The 25917-nt window shown below is 42.2% G+C and carries 26 protein-coding genes; 4 read left to right on the forward strand and 22 right to left on the reverse strand.

What is annotated here, in order from left to right:
* Positions 1-372: 372 nt before the first annotated feature.
* The 12 genes from H0Z23_RS02660 to thrS form a co-directional block, all read right to left on the reverse strand.
* Complete coding sequence (locus tag H0Z23_RS02660; RefSeq protein WP_296867416.1) at positions 373-2715, reverse strand: endonuclease MutS2; 2343 nt, start codon at positions 2713-2715, stop codon at positions 373-375.
* Positions 2712-3317, reverse strand: a complete 606-nt coding sequence (locus tag H0Z23_RS02665) for a CvpA family protein (RefSeq protein ID WP_296867417.1) — start codon at positions 3315-3317, stop codon at positions 2712-2714. Before H0Z23_RS02665 ends, H0Z23_RS02660 begins: the two co-directional genes overlap by 4 nt.
* 8 nt (positions 3318-3325) lie before the next feature.
* Complete coding sequence (locus tag H0Z23_RS02670) at positions 3326-3562, reverse strand: hypothetical protein (protein WP_296867418.1); 237 nt, start codon at positions 3560-3562, stop codon at positions 3326-3328.
* A 62-nt stretch (positions 3563-3624) separates the two neighbouring features.
* On the reverse strand, positions 3625-3900 hold the full coding sequence (locus H0Z23_RS02675; RefSeq protein ID WP_296867419.1) for a hypothetical protein: 276 nt from the start codon (positions 3898-3900) through the stop codon (positions 3625-3627).
* A gap of 18 nt (positions 3901-3918) precedes the next feature.
* Complete coding sequence (pheT, locus tag H0Z23_RS02680) at positions 3919-6330, reverse strand: phenylalanine--tRNA ligase subunit beta (RefSeq protein ID WP_296867420.1); 2412 nt, start codon at positions 6328-6330, stop codon at positions 3919-3921.
* Positions 6327-7412: a phenylalanine--tRNA ligase subunit alpha gene (pheS, locus tag H0Z23_RS02685; RefSeq protein WP_296867421.1), complete on the reverse strand. Its 1086-nt coding sequence runs from the start codon at positions 7410-7412 to the stop codon at positions 6327-6329. The genes pheT and pheS overlap by 4 nt, the downstream gene beginning before the upstream one ends.
* A gap of 4 nt (positions 7413-7416) precedes the next feature.
* Positions 7417-8082 (reverse strand): TrkA family potassium uptake protein, encoded by a 666-nt coding sequence (locus tag H0Z23_RS02690; protein ID WP_296867422.1) that lies wholly within the window; start codon positions 8080-8082, stop codon positions 7417-7419.
* Between the two features lie 12 nt (positions 8083-8094).
* Positions 8095-9357 (reverse strand): TrkH family potassium uptake protein, encoded by a 1263-nt coding sequence (locus H0Z23_RS02695; RefSeq protein WP_296867423.1) that lies wholly within the window; start codon positions 9355-9357, stop codon positions 8095-8097.
* A 59-nt stretch (positions 9358-9416) separates the two neighbouring features.
* Positions 9417-9776: a 50S ribosomal protein L20 gene (gene rplT, locus H0Z23_RS02700; protein ID WP_296867424.1), complete on the reverse strand. Its 360-nt coding sequence runs from the start codon at positions 9774-9776 to the stop codon at positions 9417-9419.
* Between the two features lie 62 nt (positions 9777-9838).
* Positions 9839-10036: a 50S ribosomal protein L35 gene (gene rpmI / locus H0Z23_RS02705; RefSeq protein WP_296867425.1), complete on the reverse strand. Its 198-nt coding sequence runs from the start codon at positions 10034-10036 to the stop codon at positions 9839-9841.
* A 51-nt stretch (positions 10037-10087) separates the two neighbouring features.
* Positions 10088-10702: a translation initiation factor IF-3 gene (infC, locus tag H0Z23_RS02710; RefSeq protein WP_296867494.1), complete on the reverse strand. Its 615-nt coding sequence runs from the start codon at positions 10700-10702 to the stop codon at positions 10088-10090.
* 255 nt (positions 10703-10957) lie between these two features.
* Positions 10958-12856 (reverse strand): threonine--tRNA ligase, encoded by a 1899-nt coding sequence (gene thrS / locus H0Z23_RS02715; RefSeq protein ID WP_296867426.1) that lies wholly within the window; start codon positions 12854-12856, stop codon positions 10958-10960.
* A 372-nt stretch (positions 12857-13228) separates the two neighbouring features.
* On the opposite strand from thrS, the gene H0Z23_RS02720 reads away from it, so the two are divergent.
* The gene (locus H0Z23_RS02720; protein ID WP_296867427.1) at positions 13229-14701 is read left to right on the forward strand and encodes a sodium-dependent transporter; all 1473 of its coding nucleotides are present in this window, start codon (positions 13229-13231) and stop codon (positions 14699-14701) included.
* Positions 14702-14919: 218 nt separating this feature from the next.
* Here H0Z23_RS02720 and dut read toward each other — a convergent pair whose 3' ends face one another.
* From dut to rpsO, 3 genes are all read right to left on the reverse strand, one after another.
* Positions 14920-15369, reverse strand: a complete 450-nt coding sequence (gene dut / locus H0Z23_RS02725; protein WP_296867428.1) for a dUTP diphosphatase — start codon at positions 15367-15369, stop codon at positions 14920-14922.
* Between the two features lie 2 nt (positions 15370-15371).
* The gene (gene pnp / locus H0Z23_RS02730) at positions 15372-17609 is read right to left on the reverse strand and encodes a polyribonucleotide nucleotidyltransferase (protein WP_296867429.1); all 2238 of its coding nucleotides are present in this window, start codon (positions 17607-17609) and stop codon (positions 15372-15374) included.
* A 125-nt stretch (positions 17610-17734) separates the two neighbouring features.
* On the reverse strand, positions 17735-18001 hold the full coding sequence (gene rpsO / locus H0Z23_RS02735; RefSeq protein WP_296867430.1) for a 30S ribosomal protein S15: 267 nt from the start codon (positions 17999-18001) through the stop codon (positions 17735-17737).
* 243 nt (positions 18002-18244) lie between these two features.
* On the opposite strand from rpsO, the gene H0Z23_RS02740 reads away from it, so the two are divergent.
* Positions 18245-18925, forward strand: coding sequence for a response regulator transcription factor (locus H0Z23_RS02740; protein WP_296867431.1), 681 nt, complete (start codon positions 18245-18247; stop codon positions 18923-18925).
* A gap of 723 nt (positions 18926-19648) precedes the next feature.
* Positions 19649-20446, forward strand: coding sequence for a HAMP domain-containing sensor histidine kinase (locus H0Z23_RS02745; RefSeq protein ID WP_296867432.1), 798 nt, complete (start codon positions 19649-19651; stop codon positions 20444-20446).
* Between the two features lie 75 nt (positions 20447-20521).
* Here the strand turns inward: H0Z23_RS02745 and H0Z23_RS02750 are convergent, their stop codons facing one another.
* Positions 20522-21931 (reverse strand): DegQ family serine endoprotease, encoded by a 1410-nt coding sequence (locus H0Z23_RS02750; protein WP_296867433.1) that lies wholly within the window; start codon positions 21929-21931, stop codon positions 20522-20524.
* Between the two features lie 60 nt (positions 21932-21991).
* Positions 21992-22795, reverse strand: a complete 804-nt coding sequence (locus tag H0Z23_RS02755; protein WP_296867434.1) for an SAM-dependent chlorinase/fluorinase — start codon at positions 22793-22795, stop codon at positions 21992-21994.
* A gap of 115 nt (positions 22796-22910) precedes the next feature.
* On the opposite strand from H0Z23_RS02755, the gene H0Z23_RS02760 reads away from it, so the two are divergent.
* Positions 22911-23570 carry a hypothetical protein gene (locus tag H0Z23_RS02760; RefSeq protein ID WP_296867435.1) on the forward strand — a complete coding sequence of 220 codons (660 nt, stop codon included), beginning with the start codon at positions 22911-22913 and terminating at the stop codon, positions 23568-23570.
* Here the strand turns inward: H0Z23_RS02760 and jag are convergent.
* The 5 genes from jag to rpmH are packed head-to-tail and all read right to left on the reverse strand — an operon-like array spanning position 23567 to position 25839.
* The gene (jag, locus tag H0Z23_RS02765; protein ID WP_296867436.1) at positions 23567-24208 is read right to left on the reverse strand and encodes an RNA-binding cell elongation regulator Jag/EloR; all 642 of its coding nucleotides are present in this window, start codon (positions 24206-24208) and stop codon (positions 23567-23569) included. The genes H0Z23_RS02760 and jag overlap by 4 nt on opposite strands.
* A 29-nt stretch (positions 24209-24237) precedes the next feature.
* Positions 24238-25020 (reverse strand): YidC/Oxa1 family membrane protein insertase, encoded by a 783-nt coding sequence (locus tag H0Z23_RS02770; protein WP_296867437.1) that lies wholly within the window; start codon positions 25018-25020, stop codon positions 24238-24240.
* Between the two features lies 1 nt (position 25021).
* The gene (gene yidD / locus H0Z23_RS02775) at positions 25022-25294 is read right to left on the reverse strand and encodes a membrane protein insertion efficiency factor YidD (protein WP_296867495.1); all 273 of its coding nucleotides are present in this window, start codon (positions 25292-25294) and stop codon (positions 25022-25024) included.
* 19 nt (positions 25295-25313) lie between these two features.
* Positions 25314-25700 carry a ribonuclease P protein component gene (gene rnpA, locus H0Z23_RS02780; protein WP_296867438.1) on the reverse strand — a complete coding sequence of 129 codons (387 nt, stop codon included), beginning with the start codon at positions 25698-25700 and terminating at the stop codon, positions 25314-25316.
* Positions 25701-25704: 4 nt separating this feature from the next.
* Positions 25705-25839, reverse strand: coding sequence for a 50S ribosomal protein L34 (gene rpmH / locus H0Z23_RS02785; protein WP_296867439.1), 135 nt, complete (start codon positions 25837-25839; stop codon positions 25705-25707).
* Positions 25840-25917 lie beyond the last annotated feature (78 nt).

Below are 25917 nucleotides of genomic sequence, written 5' to 3' on the forward strand. Positions count from 1 at the left end.
AGCAATATTTTCTACCCACTTGTAGATGTGCCTAAGTTTCGTTCCGACTACTTAGTTAAAGTGAAGAAGGTAATGGAAAAGGCGGGCACCTCTCCTTTATACTGGTGCTGCCCAAACAACCAAAACAAAGGGAAAAGGAGGTAACCCGCCATGGCATCATTATACCAGCGCTTAAAACATTCCAAAAATCCCAATGCCGCCATGGAGGTCATATGTAACCTAATGGAAAAAGGAAAAACTAGCCCTGCCCAGAACCCTAAAATCACCCCCTGGACAGGGCTAGACAGTATACGCAAACAACATCTAAAAAGGTAACATTTTCACTGTCCGTTTACATTGAACAACAATCATAATTCTGAGAAGAACTTAACCTCACCTAAAGCTCACTACAGTTACACCAATTCCACCCTCTGCTGGCTCTCCTAACCTGAAGCTTGTAACATAAGGAAGCCTTTTACATAAGGCATGCACCTCTCTTCTGAGTATACCCTCTCCTCGCCCATGGATGATAGTAACCTCACCATAACCCGCTCTAAACGCCCTATCCAAATACAGTTCAACCTCGGGCATAGCTTCATCCACAGTCATTCCTCTGATCATTATTGAGGGAGGGACAGAAACCTTCTTAAAGTTGCCTCTTATAGTCGGAACCGTTTGATCTTCAACTTCTTCTCTTTTCTTTACTAGTTTAAGTTTATTCAATTGCACTTCTATCTTGATGGAACCACATAATAGCGTAGCTTTCCCTTCTTCAATTGCTTCAACAGTCCCCTTTGTGGACTGGCCTACTATTTCCACAAGGTCTCCAGTAGAAATCTCCTCGGCCTTTGCTCTCTCTATGGACACTTCTTCACGCGCATGAATGTTCTTCTTCATCTTCAACATGCGCTGCCTGCCCTTTTCCGTGGATTTATGTAATTCTTTAGCATTGAAAACCCCTATTTTCCCCACCATTTCCTGATACAATTTCTGGGCTTCGTCTATCATTTCCAGGGCTTCATCCTTCGCCTCAGAAAGAATTCGCTCTCTTTCCAATTCCAGCTTTGTCCTCTCTTTACTCAACTCTTCTTTTAGCCTGTTAAGTTGCATTTCCTTAAGCTTCAATTCTTCCCTTAATCTATCTATTGCCATATGCTTGTCATGTAACTCCTCCACAAGCTTTTCTTCTCCATAGTAGGACTCCAAAAGCACATCCTTCGCTTTGGATATTATCTCTTCCGGCATCCCTAAGTGCTTTGCTATAGTTAAAGCGTTACTTTTACCTGGCATTCCCATAAGAAGACGGAACGTGGGTTTCAACGATTTAGAGTCAAATTCCATGCTTGCGGTCTCTACCCCTTTAGCTGTCAAGGCGTATCTCTTTATCAAATTGTGATGTGTTGTGGCAAGAGTTAAGCAACCTATAGCTCTAAGTTTATCAAGAATGGCAATTCCCAAAGCCGCCCCTTCTTGAGGGTCCGTTCCAGCACCCAACTCATCTAACAAAAGCAAACTCTTTTTATTGGCTTTTTGGAGCATCTCAATCAATCTAGTCAGGTGGGCGCTAAACGTGGAAAGATTCTGTTCTATGCTCTGTTCGTCTCCTATGTCGGCCAACATCCAGTCAACAAAACCTATTTCTGTTCCCTCACTACAAGGAATTGGGAATCCACACCAACCAAGATACAAAGATACTGCTACAGTCTTAAGCGCTACTGTCTTGCCGCCAGTATTAGGGCCTGTTATTACCAGCTGTCTAAAAGTAGTTCCACAAAATATATCTATGGGAACACAAAGGTTCCCTAACAAAGGATGTCTAGCTCCTTTTAACTTGAACATAGGAGAATTTTTCATCACAGGAAGAATCCACCTATGCTTTTTCATTACTTCTCTCAAAGCATACAGCAGGTCTAAAAGGCCCAATATATGCTCTACTCTTTCCAAAGGCTTTTGTTTTTCCAAAATTTCACGGGTCAGCCTTTGTAAAATTCTTCTTTCTTCTTCCTCTATCTCCTTCTTTAAAATGGACACCTTGTTATTTATCTCTATCAAGCCTTCCGGCTCCATGTAAAGACTGTTACCTGTGGTAGAACGATCAATAACTATACCCTTGAATCTATTCAAATACTCTTGTCTCACCAAAAGAACTATGCGCTCTTTACGATAATGAATATTTTTGTCTTGAAGCATGTGAGAAAAAGATGAATTTGAGACAAGATTTTGAGCTAACTTTCTTGCTTTAAAACTATAGTTCCTATGCTCAGTTCTCAACTTACCAAGCAAATCAGATGCGCTGTCATAAAGCCTTCCATCATCAGCCAAAATATGCAGGTCTTCAAACAAGGCGCTTAAATCAGGAATTTTTCTTATAAGGGAATAAAGTTCTGGGAAAGATTCCTTTCTGTCCACCAAGGCTTCCCTCAACCTCATGGCAAGCCCCACCATGTTCCTTATTTGTACCAACTCCATGCCACTTAGAAGGCCAGACACCTTCGCCTCTTCAAAAAGCTTACCCAAGGGGTTAAGATCCTTTTCCCAAGGCAGCCTTCCGCAAACATCTTCATATTTCCCAAAAGAATTAAGTAGCGCTTGCCTTTCCTCGACCTGCTCGAGAGAAGAAAAAGGCCCTTGCTGCCTAAGGCATTCAACTCCCAAAGGGCTTCTGCATTCATTTTCTATAAGTTCTAAAACTTTAGGTATATCAACAAGCTGAAGAGTTTTTTCATCGGTTCTCACTGTTTTATATCGTCACCCTCTTGATGTACTTGGTTATTAATATCTCCTACTGGGACTTTCAATGGTAATGTGCCATCATGTTGCCAAAGCTCTTTATACAAAGGGAAGGAATTAAATTCTTTCGAATCTATTTTACCCATCAGGTCCTGCACATACGGCAATACCACGCCAGCTATATTCATGGATACAGACTTTTTCACCCAGTCTGTTCCCATAAAAGGAACCAAAAAGGATGTTGCCATATATATCAATAACAAAAAAACTAAGCTCTTTAGCAGGCCGGCAATTCCTCCAAGGACTCTGTCCACAACCGAGAGGCTTACAAAACGTAGGAAAGCTTTCACTACCCTTCTTAAAAATCCTCCTGCTATAAGGCATAGAAGATATATTAAAAAAAGGCAAAGAATCCTAGCATATCCTGCCTCCAAGGCAAACCAACTCACTAAAAGTTCAGCTGCCTTATCTGACCAGTACCATGCAAGCAAAAAGCCTCCAACCACGGAAAGGATGGAAATTATCTCTCCCGACAAGCCCCTCAATAAGCCTCTAGATACAAAATAAATCGCCATAAAAAGTACTATTAAGTCAACTGTAAACGCCAATCCCATAATCAGTTACACTCTTTCAGGGCCTTTTCTAATTTCTCAGTAACTTCTTCTATTTCATAGGCCATCTTTAGGCAACCCAAAAGCAGTCTCTGTTCTTGCTCTACAGAACCTTCAATGCCTTCAACTGCTTCTTTGACGATTTTCAGAACCGCGTTGAACTTATCTTCATCCAGTCGAGTTAAAATGGAATATGTCTTTTTCCCCACAAGCACATTAACTCGCCGAACTTCTCCCTGCAATTGGGTTGCCCCCCTTCTTCTCGCGCTATGTTTCCCAAATTATCTACACAAGGAACTCCTTATTACTCCACAACCCCTCTTATCTTGTCTAACAGCGCCTTTATCCTTTCCTCAGCCTCTTTCTGCACATATTTGAGATCGGAAAGTTCTCTGTCCTTTTCTTCTATAATTTTTTTATAGTCTTCTTTTATGGCCTCAATTTCGCTGTTTTTCTCCTCCAAGACTTCCTTGTGGATTTCGATTTCTTCTTTTAATTGCCTGTTTTCATCGAGCAATTCATTAAGACGCTTTGTAACCCTCTCTACAAGACCTTCAAGATTAGCAAGATATTCCTGCACAGGAATCCCCTCCTTAACTTAGCGTAAAACATAGCCCTTCTGTTGTAGGGCCTCTCTTAGCCCCATATGTGCTTTATCTACTTCTTCATCACGAAGAGTAACTTCCTCAGACCTATACTCTAAAGTAAAAGCTACACTCCTTTTGCCCTCAGGGAGCCCTTTCCCTTCATACACATCAAACAGCCTTACACTTCTCACATACTGAGACGCTAAATCCTTTACATCCACCTTAACTTTCTCTACAGGCATTCCCTTGTCAATGAGAATAGATATATCTCTATACACTGCCGGATATTTATTTGTTTTTCCAAAGCTAACACCTTTCGACCTCTCTAACACCTCAAGGTCTAGTTCAAACAACAACACCGGTTGAGGCAACGAGAGTTCCTCCGCTATTTTAGGCTTCAATCGACATAAGTATCCTATTACTTTGCCGTTATTCAAAATATGAGCCGATTGTCCTTTATGGCCAAAAGGATATTCACCCTTCACAAACTCTAACAAAACGCCTTTAGCCTCAGTCAAGGCCATAATATCTGCCTTCACCGAGAAGAAATCATCTACTTGCTCTTTCCACACGAACCGGGAATCCTTTCCAAGACAAACTATACCTCCTATATGGAGATTTTCCTTGACTCCCAATTCTGTTCCATCTTCAAGAGAAAACACTTTCCCTATCTCGAACATTCTTATGGGACTTCTCCATCCATTTCTAATATTAGCAGCAGCTGCTTTCAGCAAGCCAAATGCCAAAGAAGTCCTCATAATAGATTGTTCCTTGCTCAAAGGGTTAGATAAGGTTACACAATTTGCCAAGGGGCTATCTTCCGGAATCCTTAAGGTCTTTAGTAAGTCTGGAGATATAAAGCTGTATGTTATTGCTTCCGCGTAACCTCGTCCCATGGCGATATTGCGCAACTGGCGCTCTGTCCTCATCCTTTTTGTTATGTCACCAGGTTTGCGCGTAACAGCCGGCAATCTGGATTCCATTTTGTCGTATCCCCAAACTCTTCCAACTTCTTCTATCAGGTCTTCCTCTATTGATACATCCGCACGGAAACTGGGGACTTGAAAAACTCTTCTATCCTCTTCCTTAGTAGTTTCAATAAACCCTAACCTACGTAAAATAGTTGATGCTAAATCCATATCTTCGAGCAACAGGACTTTCTTCAGATTCTTTCTGGTCAGCTCAACATAACGAGGTTGTTCCTCGCCCGATCTTTCCATTACCTGACCAAGGGGACGCGCTGCTTTCCATTTAACAAGATACTCAAAGGTCTTAGATAAAGCTATTGTCACCTTCGCAGGATCAACCTTTCTGGCAAACCTATAAGCAGCTTCACTAGGAAGACCCAGCCTTCTATACGTCTTGCTCACTCTCACAGAATCGAAATTCGCAGATTCTAGCGCTATCCTTTTCGTGCTATCGTTTATTTCCGTGTTTTCTCCTCCCATTACTCCCGCAAGAGCAACAGGAATTCCTCCGCTGGCTATCACGAGGTCATCAGGAATCAAGCTTCGTTCTTTGCCATCAAGAGTTACTATTTTTTCTCCTTCACGAGCACTTCTTACCGTTATTTCCTTTTCTGGCAAAAGGTCGTAATCAAAAGCATGAAGGGGCTGGCCTAGATACAACATTACAAGATTGGTAGCATCAACGATGTTGTTAATGGGCCTCATGCCTAAAAGGGACAACCTGACGCGTTCCTTCACGGGAGAAGGACCTATTTTTACGTTATCTGCAAAACCCAAAGCATAAAGAGAACATCCTTCATCCTGCAAAGTTATTCCCTTAAATTCTTTCTCCATATCAGAGGTCGAAGGCCCGGAATCACTAAAACCCTTATTTGGCCTAAGTTCGTTTATCGAAACATCCAGTATAGCAGCAACTTCTTGAGCTAGTCCTCGGACGCTCAAAAGGTCTCCTCTATTTGGAGTTATAGAAATATCCAACACATAATCATCTAACCCAAGAATGGGCCTTATATCTTTTCCAGGCTTTTCACTTTCGGATAGTCTCAAAATTCCAAACTCGTCAGCGATATCTGGCAAGCCTATTTCATCTGCCGACAACATCATACCTTCACTCACAATGCCATCGAACTCCCGTGCTGCCATCACAGTTCCATCAGCAACTGTCGCACCTGGAGGTGCATAAGGCACCACATCTTCTGCTCTCAGATTTTTAGCTGCTGTTACGCAGGTAGCCTCGCCCTTTCCTGTGTCCAGTTTGACAACTAACAGGTTAGGATTATCAGGGTGCCCCTTTATACTCTTAACTTTCGCAGTAACGACGCCCTTTAGGAGAGGCACAGGCTTTTCGATGGATTCCACCTCGGAACCCGTTTCTGTCAGCCTTTCAACAACATGTTCCATGTTATCTATCTTGAAATTTACCTCTTCTTTTAACCAACTCCAACATATCTTCATTCCTGGCGACCCCCTATTAAAAATGCAAGATCTCCTTCGAAAAACACCCTCAAATCATCTAATCCATATTTCAACATGGCTATGCGGTCCAATCCCATTCCCCAAGCAAAACCATTGTATTTCTGCGGGTCTATCCCGCCAGCCCTCAATACATTCGGGTGTGTCATGCCCATACCGGCAATCTCGAGCCATCCTGTCCCCTTGCATATCCGACACTCTGGATTTTTACCAGAACATGCAACGCACTCTACATCCATCTCCAAGGAAGGCTCAGTAAAGGGGAAATAGCTTGCCCTATATCTCACTTTTAATGAACGTTCAAATATTATGTTAGCAAAAGCCTCCATACAGCCCTTCAAATCTGCCACAGAAATATCTTCATCTATTAACAATCCCTCCAGTTGATGAAACATCGGAGAATGGGTAGGATCATTGTCTCTTCTATAAACTTTACCAGGGACCACGATACGTAAGGGGGCACCCATTTGACGCATAGCCCTTACCTCTACAGGAGAAGTATGAGTCCTCAAGAGCAGCCCGTTGGTTGTATAAAAGGTATCTTGCATATCTCTTGCGGGGTGATGTGGAGGAATATTTAAAGCCTCAAAATTATAGAAATCATTCTCTATTTCAGGCCCATAAGCCACTGTAAATCCCATGGAAGCGAAAATTTCAACTACTTCCTCCATTACTTGGGCTACTGGATGGAAACCACCCCACTTCCTGCCTCTAGGGGGAAGTGTTACATCTATGGCATCCTCTTCCTCTTCCTTCTGATAAAACGCCTCCAAGAGTGCTTCTCTTTTTTGCCTAATTGCCAGTTCTATCTCCTCTTTAAGTTGATTCAATAACTGGCCAGCTTTAGGACGTTCGCTAGGATCTATATTTTTTATACTTTTTAGAAGGCTTGTTATATTACCCTTTTTACCCAAAAATCTGACCCTTATCTCCTCCAAATCTTCAGGTCCTTTTGCCTTTTTAAGTTCTGTAAAAAAAAGATCTTTTATTTCCGCTGTTTTTCTTTCTATATCGATCACTACAGCCACACCCCATTTCTCTCTACTGATAACTTTATCATTCATATAGTTATTCTAACAATTTATTTAAATCATCTCGATAGGCAGCTACAATCAGTTTGTCCTCTTTTCCCAAAAGGGTATCTGCTTTAGGAAGAAACTTTTCAGAACCTCTTTTGACTAATAGGACGACAGCATTATATCGGTTTCTGAATTCCAGCTCCGCCAAAGTCTTGCCTACCATCTCTTCGTATGTTCCAATTTCACCGATCATAAAATCTGATCCTGGCAACTCGACGAAGTTGGACAGCGCAGGCTTAGAAATTTGTTCTGCTATCTTAACACCAAAATCCCTTTCAGGGAAAAACACCCTTTGAGCCCCCATCCTTGCCAATACCCGGGCGTGAATAGTGCTGTTTGCTCTGGCCGCCACATAAGGAACTCCCATCCCAACAAGCAAAGTTACCGCCAAAATGCTCGCTTCTATGTTTTCCCCTATGGCAACTATGGCTCCATCCACTTCCTTGGCACCTATCTTTTTTAAAGCCTCCTCGTCGGTTGCATCCATCTGAACGGCAACATCTACTTTATCTGCAAGTTCATCTATCCTGGCTCTGTTTTTATCTACAGCTATCACGTTCTCCCCAAGCTCTGCCAATCTCTCACATACAGCCTTTCCAAACCTACCCAAACCCACTACTAAAAATGTCTTCCTCTTTCCAATTTTTTTGGGCAAGCTAACACCCTCCTAACCTATAGGCACATTGGTATCAATATATGAAATATGTCTTTGCTCATCCTTTCTCGCAACTCCATAGAAGAAAACAATCAAACCAACCCTGCCCCAAAACATCAACAAAATCAGTAAGAATTTACCTAAGCCAGAAAGCCCTTGCGTTATTCCGGTCGAAAGGCCAACTGTACCTAAAGCAGAAGTCACCTCAAAAAGAATCTCTCTAAAAGAATAAGGTTCCATTATTCCTAATATAAAGGAAGAAAGAAATATGGTCACCATATAAACTATAACAAGAGACACGGCTTTTCTTAAGATGCTATAAGGTATCCTTCTGCTGGAGAAAATTATGTCTTCCCTTTGCAAAATTTCGCTGTATAAGGACAATAACAAAACCCCAAATGTGGTTGTCTTTATGCCTCCTCCCGTAGAGCCAGGAGAAGCTCCTATTATCATCAGTAAAATCAACACAAAAGATCCCACGGGAGAAATTTTCCCTATATCCACTGTGTTGAATCCAGCAGTACGGGCTGAAACAGACTGGAATAAAGCATCCCAAAAACTTTGAAATACGGAGACATCATGTCTCCACACAATGTGCTCTGTCAAAAATAAGGCCAAGCAACCTATTACTATTAGCAAAAACGTGACAGAAAAGACTAGCTTACAGTAAGGTGACATTCGCTTATTGTGGTATTCTATGCCCACTAACTCCATTAGAGGAACAAATCCTATCCCGCCCAATATTATAAGCAACATTATAATCAAAGTAATAGATGGGTCTTCGCGAAAAGGCACAAGGTTATCCGGAAAGGTTGAGAAACCAGCGTTACAAAAAGCGCTTATGCTATGAAAAATGGCGTGGCCAAGGGCATCTAACGGCTCGTAATAATCCAACAGCTCCCCAAAAAGCAACAATGCTCCAAAAAGCTCTATGGCAAAAGTCATCTTCACTATATGCCCTAACAGCCTTATTACCCCCGAAACTCCATCAAGACCTAGGCTACTTGAAAGGCAGTACCTATGTTGAAGACTCACCCGCGAACCACGCAATATAAATAAAGATGTAAAGGCAGTCATAACACCTAGACCGCCAAGCTGCATTAAGACAACAATCAAGCACTTAGAGTAAAAACTCAAATCAGTGGCTGTATTTACAACAACCAATCCGGTAACACAAACCGCAGATGTGACAGTAAAAAGAGAATCAATAAAATTCAATGGTCTATAACTGTGGTTCAAAATCCAAAGAAGGAGGGTTCCTGACACAATCAACATCAGAAACCCTCCGACAATAATCCTTTCTGGTTTTAATTTACCGTAAAACTTTTTGGGATTTATTGCTCAAGCGCCTCCTTGGCCTTCTCCACCATCACTTTGAATGCTTGCATATCATTCACCGCCAAGTCAGCAAGCATCTTTCTGTTAACTTGAATGCCCGCTCTTTTCAAGCCGTTTATAAAATTACTATAAGAAATATCATTCATGCGGGCCGCTGCGCTAATTCTCGTAACCCATAGCCTTCTAAAATCTCTTTTCCTTGCTCTTCTGTCCTTGTAGGCACTAGCCAAAGCATGCAAGGACGCTTCTTTTGCTCTTTTATAAGTGTTCTTCTTTCTACCCCAAAAACCCTTAGTTATTTTAAAAAGTTTTTTGCGCTTTTTGTCGCTCGCAGATCCGCCCTTCACTCGCGGCATGAGCGTTCACCTCTTTCATTAGATTATCTTAATTTTCAATTTACACTCAAACAAAATTTCGTTTATGCGTAAGGGAGCAATTTCTTTACATTTCTCTCCATTGTCGGATTCAAATACCCCTTCTGCTTCAATCTCCTCAACCTCTTACTGTTCTTTTTTCGCAAAAGGTGACCTCTACCACTCTTCTTATAGCTTAATTTCCCAGTACCTGTCACTCTGAAGCGTTTCTTAGCTCCTGAGTGAGTCTTCATCTTAGGCATAATTTCATCCTCCTCCAACTGCTTTTTGATCTGTATCGCAAATCTTGATCTCTATTTATTGTTTTCTACATTACCCTCATCGTTATTGGCTTTAGAAGGCTCTTTGTTACTGGCTTTAGAAGGCTCTTTCTTCTTGTTTTTCTGACTCTGTGGCAAAGGCGCTAGCATTGCACGCATGTAACGTCCTTCCATTCTAGGCTCCATCTCTACCTTTCCTACATCCTCACAATCTCTTATAACCCTCTCCAATACTTCCCTACCTTTATCCAAGAAGGCCATCTCTCTACCCCTGAAGAAAACAGCAACCTTAACCCTATGTCCAGCAGCCAAGAAATTCCTTATAGCTTTTGTCTTAAACTCGTAATCGTGCTGGTCAATTTTCGGGCGCATTTTCATCTCTTTTACAGTTTGTGATTTACTCTTTTTCCTAGCGTCTTTCTCCTTTTTCTGCAACTGATACTTATATTTACCATAATCCAATATCCTACAGACCGGGGGTGAAGCCTGCGGCGCCACTTCCACTAAATCAAGCTCTCTCTCTGCTGCAATATCAAGAGCCTCGCTCAGCGGGACCACGCCCAGCTTCACACCTTTGTCATCAATTAACAATACCTCTTTTGCTCTTATCTCATTATTGACCCTTGGTTCATCAACTTTTTTTGCTATAGCTGGTCACCTCCAAAATATTATTCAAAAATTATAGCCGGACGCTGAACGCCCGGCTATAATCAAAGACACGATAGCTCTCTCTTAAAGCTACCTGCATTTGACCCGGCAACAGCGTTTTGCGTCGACCCAGGTGGGAGAATGGATCCTCCTCTTTTCATATTAATTTTATATATTATTTTATATATTGCACTTTATCCTATCCCACTAACTGCTAGTGACTAAATATACCATAGGTTACCTTTTATATCAACATCACACCTGAGATACAGGCGATAGGCGTTCAGTCATAATAGCAATTAATTCTTCCAAGGACATGCTTCCAACATCTCCTGCCTGCCTCTCTCTCACTGCCACTGTTCTTTCCTGCACCTCATTTGCACCTACTACCAGCATGTATGGGATCTTTTCCATTTGCGCATCCCTTATCTTCTTCCCTAATTTCTCTTCCCGACTATCTACTTCCACCCTAAATCCTTCATTTTTTAATCTATCAAATACTTCTTTTGCATAACCATTATATTCATGCCTTACAGGCAGAACTTTCACCTGAACAGGAGCAAGCCAGAAGGGGAAGGCACCCGCGTAATGTTCTATAAGAATACCCAAAAACCTTTCCAAGCTACCAAAGACTGTCCTATGTAGCATAACCGGCCTATGATGTTCACCATCTGGGCCAACATAAGTTATATCGAACTTCTCAGGCATTTGGAAATCAAGCTGTATAGTTCCACACTGCCAAGTTCTACCTATGCAGTCTTCTAAGTGAAAATCAATCTTGGGGCCATAAAAGGCACCATCTCCTGGATTTATCTTATACTCAACACCTGCTGCCTTAAGGGCTTCCTCAAGAGCTTTTTCTGCCTTTTCCCACATTAAGGGATCCCCCATAGCCTTCTCCGGTTTGGTGGATAATTCTACTCTGTAATTGAACCCAAATACGTCCTTATATATGTACTTCACCAGATCCATAATCCCCAATATTTCTTCTTTTATTTGGTCCGGCATGACATACAGGTGGGCATCATCCTGCGTAAAGCATCTTACCCTCATAAGGCCATGGAGCACTCCAGACCTTTCGTGTCTATGAACCGTCCCGAGCTCGGCCATCCTAAGAGGCAAATCTCTGTAGCTTCTTATCCGACTCTTGTAAACAAGTATCCCGCCAGGGCAATTCATGGGCTTTATGGCAAAAGGCCTATCATCTATCTCGGTAAAATACATGTTCTCCCTGTAATGATCCCAATGTCCTGAACGAATCCAAAGCTCCCTATCTAAGATAAGAGGAGTACGTATCTCACAATACCCCCTCTTCTCGTGCTCCTCACGCCAAAAATCAACAAGCTTGTTTATGATAACCATACCTTTAGGATGAAAGAAGGGGAAACCTGGCCCTTCAGGCTGAATACTAAACAAATCTAACTCTTTCCCCAACTTTCTATGGTCTCTACGTTTGGCTTCCTCCATTCTCGTTATATATGCATCAAGATCTTCCTTTGTCGCAAAAGCTGTTCCATATATTCTGGTAAGCATTTTATTCTTTTCGTCACCGCGCCAATAGGCTCCGGCCAAAGAAAGAAGCTTAAAGTGTTTAATGTAGGAAGTGTCGGGTACATGGGGACCTCTACACAGGTCAACAAACTCTCCTTGTTTGTAAACAGATATCTCTTCGCCATCTAAATCTTCAATCAATTCCAATTTATAATCTTCACCTTGCCCCTTAAAAAGCACCAAAGCCTTTTCCTTCGACAAAACACTTCTTTCTATTTTCAATTTTTCCTTGGCAATCCTTTTCATTTCCTTCTCTATTTTAGGTAAGTCATCCTCAGATATCTGTTGTGGCACATCTAAATCGTAATAAAAAGCATCTTTTATCGCTGGCCCTATACCCAATTTGGTTCCTGGGTAAAGCCTTTTTACCGCCTGCGCCAAAAGATGTGACGTAGAGTGCCTTAGAATTTCCAAGCCTTCTTCTGTATCAACAGATATTGGCTCCAGAAAGCCATCCATCTCTATTTTATAATTCAGATCTACCAATTCACCATTAAACCGACCCGCGACTGTCCCCTTCGAACAGCCCCACTCCTTGAAAACTTCCGCCACACTTACCGGAAGAGTTCCTATATACTTTCTGTCTTCTGGCCCATTTATCAAATTAATCCCTCCCAAGAACAATTTCCGCAAAACCGCATTTTATTGAATTGTACCACAGCCGGTACTGTTAGTCGTCGTTAAACTTGAAAAAAGTATACTGTATGTGCTTTGTGCAGATAATAAAAAGTGGTATATTATGTATGATCTTTCTGATATTGTTTTTATTTCTGCTTTTCTATCTAAATCTTACAGTATCTTACAATCCGCTACCCTACGTTGTTCAATCGCCGCATACGCCACAACCATAAGCAAAGGAGGTGATAGAGGCGACAAGACCCACACAAGTTTCCTCGCATTTTTAGTTCTTTGTTTTCAGAAGAAATGGAGTATTGGTGTGACTTATTTTTGGTTCAGCTAGGAGGGATTTAAAGAATGGCCGAGATTAAGAAAGCTGATCAGTGGGGCAGTAGATGGGGATTGATCCTATCTGCTATAGGAATGGCTGTAGGTACAGGTAATATTTGGCGGTTTCCTCGCGTAGCTGCAGCCCAAGGTGGAGGAGCTTTTGTTATAGCTTGTGTTATTGCTTTATTTTTATGGGCTATTCCTCTTTTAATGGCCGAATCTGTTTGGGGTAAAGTAACCCGTATGGGAGTAATAGGATCCTTTAAGGAAATGCTTGGCCGAAAATGGGCATGGGCCGGTGGATGTGTGGCATGGATCTCACTAGGTATAGCTTTTTACTATGCAGTAGTTATGGGTTGGTGTATCAGGTACTTTGTCTATGTTTTAACCGGTGTAATCAAACCAGGATTGGACACAGAAGCACTTTGGACGGCCTTCTCAACAACCCCAGGAGCAATGGTGCCCTGGCATATTATCTCAATGGTGTTAGCCACCATAGTAATTTTTAAGGGCGTATCTCAGGGACTTGAGAAAATCAACAAGATACTTATACCTAGCCTTTTTGTTCTCCTAGTTGTTTTAGCAATAAGAGCCGTAACTCTCCCAGGCGCTACAAAGGGACTTCAGTACCTATTTGAACCCAAGTTTGAACTATTCACTTCTGGTCGGTTGTGGCTTGAGGCATTTACGCAGGTTGCCTGGTCCACAGGAGCCGGTTGGGGGCTTCTTTTAACATACTTTGTGTATTCCAAAAAAGCAGAAGATATTTCTCTTAACGCCACCACCATTTGTTTTGCTGATACTTCAGCGGCATTAATCGCAGCAATCGCCATAATTCCCACTATTTTCGCCCTTTCTCCAGATCCTCAGGCAGCTGTGGCCTCTGGAAATACAGGGCTTGCGTTCATTCACCTTACCAAACTATTCACGGTAATGCCAGGAGGCACATTATTTGCAGGCTTTTTCTTCTTGGCATTGATCTTTGCAGCTTTGAGCTCCTTGCTCTCAATGGTAGAGCTGGGTGTCAGGCTCTTAATGGATGCCGGATGGGAACGTCCTAAGGCAGCCTTGACAGCAGGGATAGCAATAACAATTCTAGGCTTACCTTCCTCAATGAGCATAGACTTCCTGAACAACCAGGACTGGGTCTGGGGCGTAGGATTGCTGGTAAGTGGCGTATTTTTCTCTATTGGAGCCATAAAGATAGGCGTCAACAAAATATGGGAAGAATATATTGAGCCATACTCTGATCTTAAGGCATCCTGGATGTGGAAGCTTATTTATCTGTTCCCTTTGTGGTTTGTCATCATCTTTACCTGGTGGATCAAACAGGCTATGAGCTGGTATCCTGACAGCTGGTGGAAATGGCTGCCTATCTCTAAATACACCTACACCGTTGGAACAATGTTCTATCAATGGGCTATAATGGTCGTAGTATTCTTGTTGCTCAATAACTGGCTTGCCGATAAGATGACCCACAAGTTCGAGGCAACAGAATAGAATAAAGAGGGCTTCAATGCTTTTTAGCCTAGCCAAAGGAGGGATTGTGTATGGGCTGGCAAGTTTACATGGCAATAGTTCTTCTGATAGTGTGGGGCGGTACTTTATGGTGTATTAGCAAAACCATTAAGGCTGAAAAACAATAGAATACATACAAATAGAGGAGGGGTGGCTTTTAAGGCCTCCCCTCCTCTATTTATTATTTACCCTATACTACTTTACTTCCCAGTACTACCAAAACCACCGCTACCTCTAGCCGTGGCGGTTAGCTTTTCTTTTAGATGGAGCTCCGCCCTTTCCACCTTGGCAAACACCAGTTGAGCTATCCTATCTCCTCTAGCAATCTTAAATGAAGTCTTACCATGATTTATCAGCAAGACCTTAACCTCGCCTCGATAGTCACTATCTATCGTCCCAGGCGCATTAAGAACCGTTACTCCTTCCCTAAGGGCCAAACCACTCCTAGGCCTTACCTGGCATTCATATCCCTTTGGTATCTCCATAAACAAACCAGTACTTACCGCCTTCCACTCTCCTGGCTGAATAACACAGCTTTCTGCAGCCACTACATCCATCCCCGAAGAGCCTTCAGTGGCATAACTTGGCAAAGGCAAATCTTCGCTTTCCTTACTCCGAGTGATGTGAACAGGCAGTTTAACCTCTTCCATGATTAGCCTCTCCTCCTGGGATGAGCATTAGGCCTTCCACCCGGTTTCCTTTCTCGTGTGGCAGGTTTTTCTCTTTTACTGGAAGCACTTTCTATTTTCTCTTCCCTTGTCATCTCTTCCGAGAAAGCTTCCTGATACATGCTTTCCATCTCTTCTTTCCTGTCAAATATTCTCTTTCTGGAAAGATTAATGCGCCCCATGTCGTCTATCTCCTTGACCACCACCAGAACCATATCTCCTGGCTTCAAAATGTCATCCACCTTAGCTACATGATGGGTGCTCACTTCGCTTACATGAAGCAGCCCTTCTTTGCCTGGAAGAACCTCCACAAATGCTCCAAAGGGCATCAACCTTGTGACCTTCCCAAGATAAACGTCCCCTGCTTCCACTTCTTTGACCAGCTCTTCGATTATGTTTATGGCTTTTTGTGCCGCTTCATCGCTGCTTGAAGCGATAAGTACAGTGCCATTATCTTCCACATCTATCTTTACACCTGTCTCAGCCACTATGCTCCTTATGGTCTTTCCGCCTGGGCCAATGATATCCCTGATTTTTTCTTGGTCTATCTTCAAGGTATATATCCTAGGAGCAAGAGAGGACAACTCTCCTCTTGGTTCGCTTATTGCTTCATCCATTTTGTCCAAAATGAACAATCTACCACGCTTCGCCTGCTCAAGAGCCTGGGTAAGGATTTCTCTAGTAATGCCGCCAGCCTTATTATCCATTTGAAGGGCCGTTACGCCGTCTCTTGTCCCCGCCACTTTGAAATCCATATCTCCAAAATGATCTTCTAATCCCTGAATATCAGTTAGGATAACCACTTTCTCTTGCTCCTTTATAAGCCCCATAGCTACTCCTGCAACGGCCTTTCTTATCGGCACACCTGCATCCATAAGAGATAAGCTGGCCCCACAAACCGAAGCCATGGAACTAGAGCCGTTAGATTCTAAAATATCTGATACTACTCGAATAGCGTAGGGAAACTCCGCTTCATCAGGCAAAAGAGGCCTAACTGCCCGCTCAGCGAGGGCCCCATGGCCTATTTCTCGCCTGCCTGGCCCCCTCATTGGGCGAACTTCTCCAACAGAGTAAGGAGGGAAATTGTAGTGTAACATGAAGCGTTTGGACGTTTCATCATGCTGCAAACCATCAACCAGCTGATCATCCTCTCCAACCATTCCCAACGTAGTAGTTACAAGAGCCTGGGTTTCACCTCTAGTAAATACAGCAGAACCGTGTGTCCTAGGTAGAACCCCTACCTCACAAGTGATGGGCCTTATTTCATCGTTTTTCCTCCCATCTGCCCTTTTGCCTTCAAACACTATAGACTCCCTAACAGCCTTCTTGACAAGCTTACTTATATATCCTTTTATATAACCTTCTTTATCCGGATATTCCTCTAGCAAGGCCTCAATGGCCTTGCTCTCTATCTCATCTAAAGCCTTCGCACGCGGCTTCTTCTCGTGAATCATTACAGCAGCCTTTATATCATCATAAAGGTTTTCCATTATCCAATTATCTATCTGTGGATATTCTTCAGGTAAAGGCAATTCTATCTTTCCCTTACCCAACTTCTCCCTCATCTCTAACTGAATATCTACAATTTTTTTTATTTCCTGCTGGGCCAGCTCCAACGCCTCAACCAAAAGGTCCTCTGAAACTTCTGAAGCGCCGGCTTCAACCATGGTTATGCCATCTCTATGGCCACTCACAACTAGATCCAAGGAACTGTCCCTCATGAGGCTTTCTGTTGGGTTTACTACCAGTTGGCCATCTACGCAACCAATTCTTACAGCACCTACAGGTCCTTCCCAAGGAATATCAGAAATAGTAAGTGCTGCAGATGCTCCATTTATAGCCAAAACGCTTGGAGAATTCTCCTGATCCACCGAAAGGGTAGTTGCCACCACATGAACGTCGTTACGCATGTGTTCCGGGAAAAGGGACCTTATGGACCTATCTATCAGCCGCGCAGTCAATATAGCAGTCTCCGATGGCCTCCCTTCCCTTTTTATGAAACCGCCAGGAATTTTCCCTGCAGAATAAAACCTTTCTTCGTAATCCACCAGAAGGGGGAAAAAATCTATCCCTTCCCTTGGGGTCTCGGAAAAACATGCAGTGACAAGCAGAACAGTCTCTCCAATAGACACCTTCACCGAGCCATTAGCCTGCTTTGCTAGAGCTCCTGTCTCAAAAGTTATCACTCCTCCGCCGGTTTCGACGGTAAAAACATTTGCCATTATTACTCCTCCTCATTATTTCTCTTTATTTTCTCTCTATTTACAAAAAGAATACCACAATCCGATAAAAAATGACGAGGGCTCCTCATGGCCCTCGTCATTTTGTTACAACTTTTAGCCAAAAACTAGTGGCGCAAACCAAGGCGCTCAATAAGAGTCCTGTAACGGTTAAAGTCCTTAAGTCTCAAATACTTTAACAATCTGCGCCTCTTACCGACCATCTTCATAAGTCCGCGCTGAGAATGATAATCTTTCTTATGCACCTTGAGGTGCTCAGTCAGCTCCCTTATTCTCGTAGTGAGCAGAGCTATCTGAACCTCAGGGGAACCAGTATCTGCATCGTGCAATTTGAACTCTTCGATTATCGCCTGCTTCTTATCCTTTTCCAACATGTCGACCACCTCTCTTGTAAAATCCTAAAACCAAGTAAAGCGCCGTCACCGCCACACCTAGTATTAGGCGACGGTATTATACCATTTGGCAGCACTTTTGCAAACATGAATGTTACGATTAATTGAAATACAAAAACAACTAACTAAAATGTTGAAATAAGTTTAAACTCATTCTGCACTCGACATTTTATTAAATTTGTGGTTATACTATTAATAAAGAGACTAGAATGGGAGGCATAGGTAATGAAGATAATAATAATAGAAGACAACCGAGACTTAGTACAAGTTCTAGCAGAAGGCTTAAGCGAAAGCGGTTTTATTGTGGACAGCGCATATGATGGCGAGGAAGGCCTGGATAAAGTCGTCAAAAACGAGTACGAATGCATAATCCTTGACATAATGTTGCCCAAGATGGATGGTTACGAGTTAATTGAAAAAATAAGAGAGGCAGGGAAGGACACGCCAATTCTTGTTTTGACCGCAAAAGACTCCATAGAAGACAGAGTTAAGGGATTAGAAGCTGGAGCCGACGATTATCTGGTCAAACCCTTCGATTTCAGGGAACTTTTGGCACGTATAAACGCTCTTATTAGAAGACATACTGAACACAAAAGACCTATTTTACAATGTGGCCCCCTTGTTTTGGATCCAATTGCCAGAGAGTGCAAAGTAGACGATGAAATAATTCCTTTGAGAAAGCGAGAATTTGATATCCTCGAGCTTCTAATGCGATACGAAAATCAAGTTTTCTCCAGGGAAAGAATTATCGCCCACGTTTGGAAGAAAGAGTACGACGGAACCAGCAACGTCGTGGATGTTCACATAAAATACCTTAGAGACAAATTGCGCCCTTACAATCTGGAAGGTATAGTGGCAACAGTAAGAGGTGTTGGGTATAAGATTTCTTGCCCCTATAGACAATAAACTATAAGAAACAGTAACAATAAGGCGTGAACAGAGTTGCTTCATAAAAAGATGCAAAAAGAGCGGGGAAAAGCCTTTCTCCGCTCTTTTAAGGTAAGTTATATATTTGTAATTTTGATCTTTTTCACTCTCATTTTATGGGGTGCGTTTTCCTTTTTTATGCACTCAAGGTTAGCGGAAATGGATAACACCCTCTCTAACATTTATACCCTAATAAGCTTTAACAATGATCAAAAGAAGCCAAATGTCCCTCAATTGCTTCATCCTACAGTTGAAATACAGTTATACGATGACGATTTTACACTGATGAAAAGCTCAAATCCTTATGGGGATCTAGTAAAGCTCCCCCAAATTATAGAAAGATATATCCGCAAAGGTGCTTCTACCGAATCGTTGTCAATTAATACTAAAAATATGCAAATAGAGCGAGATGCACTGCTTTGTATGCCTCTATACAAGGACTTAGAGGCTTCTTACATTTATAGGGTGAGAATACAAAAGATCAAAAATAGCGAAGGGCAAAGAAAAAAAAACTATTATGTAGTACTAACTTCCCCGATGAAGAGTTTCTTTCAATTGAAATTTAGCCTTTATGCAGTTTTCTCCTTGATAATGGGAGCTTTTATAATTTTTATGTGTTGGCACATTTTTCTCATAACATCAACAAATAAAGAGCTGCTAACCCTCAAGAAAGCCATAAAATCCATCGACTTAAAGGGAAATATGCGTATATTTATCTCAAAACAGGTTAAAAACCCTCATATTGAGGGAATAGCAACTGAACTGAATTCGCTTTTTTCAAGGATCGAGGAAGCAGTGAATGGATTGCTGACGTTTACTGCAGATGCAAGCCACGAATTACGAACCCCTTTGGCGATCATAAAAGGCATTGTAGATGTCACCCTCCTTAAAACCAGGGACGTGGCATATTATGAGCGCAAACTTAGAGAACTTGCAGCTCACGCCGATAAAATGCAGTCCCTTTTGACGGCGCTACTCGAAATGGCAAGATTGGAAACTTCAGGAGAACAGATGAAGATGGAACCCTTAGAACTAATGGTCATAGGTGAGGAAGTGGCATCATCACTAAAGCCCATTTGGGAAAGCAAAAAGCAAACCCTAGAACTTAGGCTCAATCCTGCACCTATAAAGGGAAACGAAGCTCTTATAAACCAATTGGTAACCAACCTTCTAGATAATGCTAGCAAATACACACAGCACGGAGGGCACATAAAACTAATAACGGACCATGACATAAGGAACAATAAAGCTGTGCTTGAGGTATGGGATACAGGAATAGGAATGGATAAGGAAACTATAAACAAGTGCTTCAATCGACTGTGGAGAGCCGAAAAATCCCGAACTGCACCGGGCTACGGCATAGGACTTTCTTTAGGATTGCGCATAATAAAAATTCACAAAGGCCAAATAGAAATAGAATCAGAACCAAACAAAGGAACTAAGATTAAAATACTTTTTCCCCTTGATTTGACTTCTTTCGAAGCTTACGGCTTATCCTGAAACTATACTAAATGGGCGGAGCACAAATGCCCCGCCCATAGACTTTTACCAATAAGTTTAACTCTACCTCAATGGTTATAACCTAAAAGAGATATAAAAAGTCCTTCCATCGCGCCACACTAAAAAGACTATCGTTCTATTGGATTTTTGCAGGCTTTTAGCTAATGAATCCGGATTTTCTACATCTTTGCCATTTACCTCCAATATCACGTCTCCATTTTTAAGTCCCACCATATCTGCTAATGACCCAGGAGACACCTCAGAGATCATAACGCCCTTAGTACCCGAAGGTAGCCCTTTTTGCTTTCTTTGGGCATCTGTAATAGATTGGACCTTTATGCCAATCTTCTTGAGATTTTCGTTCAAGCTTGAAAAACCACCTTCACTACCTGGAATATTGCCCAAAACAACGCTTATTTTCCTTTCAGCGCCATCTCTTAAGATTTTAATGATGACCTTATCGCCAGCCAGATGGCTCCTGATCTTCATAGTCAAATCAAGATCATCCTTAACCTTCTTTCCATCCACCTCTACTATTACGTCGCCTCTTTTTAGGCCTGCTTTATCAGCTGGGGAACCAGGCACTATGTCAGCTATTATTGCGCCCTCTTCTGATTTGATTCCGTAGACATCAGCAAACTCCCTTGTTAATGGTTGGATATAAACGCCAAGCCAACCTCTTTTGACGCTTCCATATTTGACTAAATCTTGCAAGACTTGCTTGGCCATGTTTATCGGAATAGCAAAACCTATTCCCTGCGCGTAGGGTATTATTGCCGTGTTTATCCCTATAACCTCTCCTTTCAAATTTAACAGGGGGCCACCACTGTTTCCTGGATTTATTGCTGCATCGGTCTGCAGAAAACCATCAAAGCTAAAATCCCTTGCCCTTATGGAGCGGTTCTTCGCTGAAATAACTCCAACTGTCACACTGCTTTCAAAACCAAAGGGGTTACCTATTGCAATAGCCCACTCTCCTACTCTTACCTTATCAGAATCTCCCAATTTCAAGGTGGGCAAATTTTTTCCATCTATTTTTATTACCGCCAGGTCGTAACTCGGATCAGTCCCAATGACTTTTGCAGGATATGCTTTCCCATCGGACATACTTACTGTTATCTCATCTGCACCTGCAACAACATGATTATTGGTCAATATATAGCCATCCTTTGAAACTATAAACCCTGAACCCTTCCCCTTCATAGGCACTAACCTAGTAAATTGCTCTAACTGGTCTCCCAAAAACTCCCTCAAAAAAGGGTCATTTGCAAAAGGGCTCAAGGGTTGTCGAACCATAGCTTTAGTATCTATATTGACAACAGCAGGAGAAGTTTTCTCCACTATTTGGGCTATGGGGTTTCCTGTAAAAGGATCTTCCACAGAAGGAGAAGCCCAAACTATGGTTGAAAACCACACAATACTTAGAATCAAACTAACAACCACAAGTGGCATTTTTTTAAACCTTGCATAGGGGAGCTTTCTCATCTTGCTCACCACCTCCATCAATAATTTCCTGATGAATATTCTGCTTTATTTGCTCATCTTTCACATCGTAAATTCTACTGATATAGGGTCTCCCGGTTTAGAGCCCAAAAGGTCAGAAGCTCTCCCTTGATTAATTGCTATTGACACGTAACCCCAGCTATCCTCTAGGATCACCAGGTCTCCTTTGGCTACATCAGCAAAAGTTCTCCCCACAGGAATGCTAAATAACCAACTACTGGAAATTTTTAAGTTTTTAACATTCCCTTTCAAGGATCTCCACAATATGTTGGTCCTAACCGTTCCATAAGCATCAATATAGGCAACGGAACCCGTTATTTTCCCGTTTTCCTGCTTAGGTTCAGCTAGAGGATAATCGATCAATGCTTTTTCCTCTATCTCTTCCCCCAAAGTAGAGGGAGGAATACCCAAACCTAAATCGCCAACGACAGGTGCCATAATATCTCTGGCATGAAATGTAGAAGAAATTTTCTTGAAGCCAGAACGCTCCATACAAACGGACCAGGCTCTTTTTATCCCTCCCAAACGTCTTGCCGCTTCCATCAACAAACCATTATCCGGGCCCACAAGAAAATCTCCCCTTTGAACGTGAAGTATCACTATCTTCCTTTCTGTCCCCACACCAGGATCTACTACGGCAAGGTGTGCGCCCAAAGGCATAAATGGCAGAGCCCCAGCCAATATCCATCCCCCTGAAATAATGTCGAAAGGAGGAACTTCATGGCTTATATCAATAATGGGTAGATTCAGCCCTTTGCTCAGAAGAACTCCCTTGCAGCAGGCTACTGTCTCATCGGATAGCCCAAAATCAGTTAGCATAGTCACGCACGCTAATTGGGAATTCATCCAACTCCCTCCTTATCTGAAAGTTGCCTTTTCTGATCTTTCATGTTTTAATATACCACTATCCGCCTGTACATATCTATTTGAAAATACTTATAGCTTTATCTGGAGGGATTCCATGTCTTCCTTGCTGAACATTTACAATATGTTATTAAACTATTGGGGCCCTCAAAACTGGTGGCCAGGAGAAACTATAGACGAGATATGCATAGGCGCTATCCTAACCCAAAACACAACATGGAATAACGTAGAAAGAGCACTACAAAACCTAAAAAGCAAGCATTTACTTTCCATTTCATCCATCGCCTTAGCTCCTGAAGAGACTATAGAGGAGTGCTTAAAGCCTGCAGGAACTTACAGAAGAAAAACCCAATACCTTATAAACTTCTCTCAAAAAATTGTCTCTCAATTAGGAAAAATAGAAAAGCTGTTCTTGATGGAGCCTAATAAGGCCAGAAAATGGTTATTGGGACTCAAGGGTATAGGTCCTGAGACTGCAGACAGCATCCTGTGCTATGGGGGCAATTTGCCATTTTTGGTTATAGATGCCTATACACTAAGGCTTGGCAAAAGAATGGGGTGGCTTAATTCAAAAACAAAATCATACGAAAATGTACAAGAAATTCTTCAAAGAGAGCTCCCTAAAGATCCCCAGGTCTTAGGGGAGTTTCATGCACTCATCGTGAAGCATTCAAAAGAAATATGCCGCAAAAGACCGCGTTGCAACAGCTGTTTTATGAAAGATTGCTGCAACGCGGGGAAACAAAATATATATTAATTTCTTCTCAGGCTTTTACCATACTTCCTCGCCTTACCTATTTGTGGAGTTACTACCACGTACCTCTGAGGCTCTATTCCATAAGAACTTGTCGTAACATCCGAGCGATCCTTCAATGTTATATGTATTATTCTTCTCTCCCAGCTGCTCATAGGCTCTAATTTAACTGGCCTACCTTTTCTTACAGCTTCCCTCGCAGCAGCTAAAGCTAGCTTCTCTAAGCTCTTTAATCTCCTCTCCCTATAACCATCACTGTCAATGGTAATTCTTTTTAGGCTATCCCTAAAAACAAGATTGGTTATAAATTCTATGGCTTTTAGGGTCTCACCGTAGCGGCCAATGACGATCCCAGCATCGTCACCTACTAGATTCAAACTTCCATTTTCAGCCACTTCAGGAATAACGTCCAGGTCCATACGGGAAAATAACTCCTTCAAGAACTTCCTGGCTTTAACAAGGTGCAGCTCCCCGTTTAAGGTAACTTGCATTTTTCTCTTCTTGCTGAACAACCCCCAAATACCCTTACTCTCTTCTAACACTTCTACAATAACATCCTCAGGATCAACAGACCACCTCTCGCTACCAAGTAGCTGAGCTTCTTCTACTGATTGAACCTCAACGATAAAACTGTTTTCCATAGACAGCATATCCTCTCTCTTCCTCGTTTTTAATCTTTTTTGCTCCCGGGTTTCTCTTTATATAGGACTGGCTTCTCCTGCATTTCGACCTCTGTCCTGTGTTTAACATACCATTGTTGGGCCACTCCCACCAAAGAAGACACGCCCCAATAAAGAAGAACCCCTCCAGGCAAGCTTAAGCATATAAACGCCAAAAATGCCGGCATGAACCAATTCATAAACTGCATTTGTGGATTTGATGCCCCACTTAGCTGCTGTTGATACCAAGTAAGGAAAGCTATAACCACTAGAAGGACCAAGTTCCCCAAGTACATATTCACGTTGGCCAGCCCAGCAGGATTAGCCATAATTGCAGACAACAAAGCACCTATGCCTATTTTCCCGGCAGGAGCCCCTACGGCAGCAGCCAAAGTAGATATGACCGAACCTTCAAGGCTTATGCCAAGGAAAGTGGCTCCTTGCAGGTCCAAGTTCATCAAAACCCTGAAAAGCAGTATTAATATGGGCAATTGAACAAGAAGCGGCAAACACCCCGCAGCAGGATTAACGTTGTTTTCCTTATAAAGACGCATGATCTCTTTATTCAAGGTCTCTTTGTCATCTTTGTATTTTTCTTGCAGGACCTTCAGCCTTGGTTGAAGCCTTTGCATTTTTTGCATACTAGTCATTTGCTTATGGGACAACGGGTACAAAAGAACTCTAACCACCAACGTGAGAATTATTATGGCAAGCCCATATGAGTGAGTTAACGAATATAGTCCATTAATTATTAATATAAGAAAGTCGCCCGCCGCTTTCCAAATAGTGCCCAATTTATTCACCTTCCCTGAATGATGTTTTTGTGACAACTATCTTCTTAAACAACACAAAACGCTCTGGCACAGGATCATATCCTCCTGGATGCCATGGAGCACACTTTAGTATTCTTATAACTCCCAGCAAACTTCCTTTTACCAATCCATGAGCCTCTATACACCCCAAAACATACTGGGAACATGTGGGGTAAAACCTACAGTTTTTCCCCAAAAGGGGAGATATAAAATATTGATAGCCCCTTATTAAAAATCTAGCTAACTTTACTGATATGGTCAACTCTTTATTCTCCCTATTCCTTCTCGGTAGAACTCGGCTTCTGGCCCTTTAACATACCTTCTTGGCTCAACAATTTGATCAAATCCCTTTGAATTTCCTGTGTTTTCGCGTTCAATCCCCTTTTTCGCAGTGAGAAAACAATCCAATATCCCTCTTTCATCTGGGGATAAGTCTTTCGTACAGCTTCTCTTAATATTCGTTTACCCCTGTTTCTTGTAACTGCGTTGCCCTGTCTTTTGCCTACAGCCATGCCAATTAAAGTTTTCTTACCAGGAACTTCAAGAAACAGCAGCCGCACCAACGCGCCATTCCTTCGGCGGCCAGTGCGGAAAATTAAGTCGTACTGCCATGCCTTTTTAAGCCTTATTCCTGCTGGGTAACCAAACCTAGTAGTGCCCATCTTATTAGGCAGCTAGTCTTTTCCTACCTTTAGCTCTCCTGTTTTTAAGGATTTTGCGGCCGCTATGGCTTCTAGAACGGCTTAAAAAGCCAATGGTTCTCTTTCTGCGTCTATTATGGGGCTGAAAGGTCTGCTTCATGAAAAACACCTCCCGAAAATTGCTTTGAAATACCGAAAAAAACACGCTGTTTTTTGGACAGCTTGGTTACTATAGCAT

Origin of the sequence: Thermovirga sp., assembly GCF_017656375.1 — a bacterium.
In the GTDB taxonomy this organism is placed as follows: Bacteria; Synergistota; Synergistia; order Synergistales; family Thermovirgaceae; genus Thermovirga.